The 1402-nt window shown below is 67.0% G+C and carries 1 protein-coding gene; it reads right to left on the bottom strand.

Features of this window, described 5'->3' with window-relative positions; all coding sequences use genetic code 11:
- Nucleotides 1-13: 13 nt before the first annotated feature.
- The coding region (gene glnA, locus V6U89_RS30050; protein ID WP_334576676.1) for a type I glutamate--ammonia ligase at nucleotides 14-1402 on the bottom strand (1389 nt) is incomplete at its 5' end.

Here is a 1402-nt window from a genome sequence, read left to right as displayed (position 1 = left end):
GTCGGTCGACTGCTCAGCAGTCGAAGTACATGGCGAACTCGTGCGGGGTGGGGCGCAGGCGGACCGGGTCGACCTCGTTGGCGCGTTTCCAGGCGACCCAGGTGGAGATGAGGTCGGGGGTGAAGACGCCGCCGTCGAGCAGGTAGTCGTGGTCGGCTTCGAGGGCGTTGAGCACCTCGGGCAGTGAGCCGGGGACCTGCTTGACGTCGCCCCATTCCTCCGGGGGCAGGTCGTAGAGGTCCTTGTCGATGGGCGCCGGGGGTTCGATCTTGTTCTTGATGCCGTCCAGGCCGGCCATCATCATCGCGGAGAAGGCGAGGTAGGGGTTGCTGGACGGGTCGGGGACCCGGAACTCGACGCGCTTGGCCTTGGGGTTGCTGCCGGTGACCGGGATGCGGGTGCAGGCGGAGCGGTTGCGCTGGGAGTAGACCAGGTTGACCGGCGCCTCGAAGCCGGGCACGAGCCGGCGGTAGGAGTTGACGGTGGGGTTGGTGAAGGCCAGCAGGGACGGGGCGTGGTGCAGCAGGCCACCGATGTACCAGCGGGCGGTGTCGGACAGGCCGGCGTAGCCGGTCTCGTCGTAGAACAGCGGTTCGCCGCCCAGCCAGAGGCTCTGGTGGGTGTGCATGCCGGAGCCGTTGTCGCCGAAGAGGGGCTTGGGCATGAAGGTGGCGGTCTTGCCGGCGGCCCAGGCCTCGTTCTTCACGAGGTACTTGAAGAGTTGGAGTTGGTCACCGGCGTGCAGCAGGGTGGAGAACTTGTAGTTGATCTCCGACTGGCCGGCGGTGCCCACCTCGTGGTGCGAGCGCTCGACGGTGAACCCGCCGTCGACGAGGCGGCGCACGATGCGGTCGCGCAGGTCGGCGTAGTGGTCCACCGGGGGTACGGGGAAGTAGCCGCCCTTGTAGGCGGTCTTGTAGCCGCGGTTGCCGCCCTCTTCCTCGCGGCCGGAGTTCCAGGCGCCCTCGATCGAGTCGATGTAGTAGAACGACTGGTGGGCGGAGGTTTCGTGGCGGATCGAGTCGAAGATGTAGAACTCGGCCTCGGCGCCGAAGTAGGCGGTGTCGGCGATGCCGCTGGCCGCCAGGAACGCCTCGGCCTTCTTCGCCACGTTGCGCGGGTCCCGGGAGTACGCCTCGCGGGTGAACGGGTCGTGGATGAAGAAGTTCAGCGCGAGGGTCTTCTGCGCGCGGAACGGGTCGATGAAGGCGGTCGCGACGTCCGGGAGCAGGAGCATGTCCGACTCGTGGATCGCCTGGAAGCCGCGGATCGACGAGCCGTCGAACGCGAGGCCGTCGGTGAAGACGCTGTCGTCGAAGGACTCGACCGGGATGTTGAAGTGCTGCATCACGCCGGGCAGGTCACAGAAACGTACGTCGACGAACTTCACGTCCTCGTTCTT

The organism is Micromonospora sp. CPCC 206171 (assembly GCF_036906755.1).
Lineage (GTDB): Bacteria > Actinomycetota > Actinomycetes > Mycobacteriales > Micromonosporaceae > Micromonospora > Micromonospora purpureochromogenes.
The sequence above is the reverse complement of the archived record's forward strand: the minus strand, read 5'-3'. Positions and strand labels throughout refer to the sequence as shown.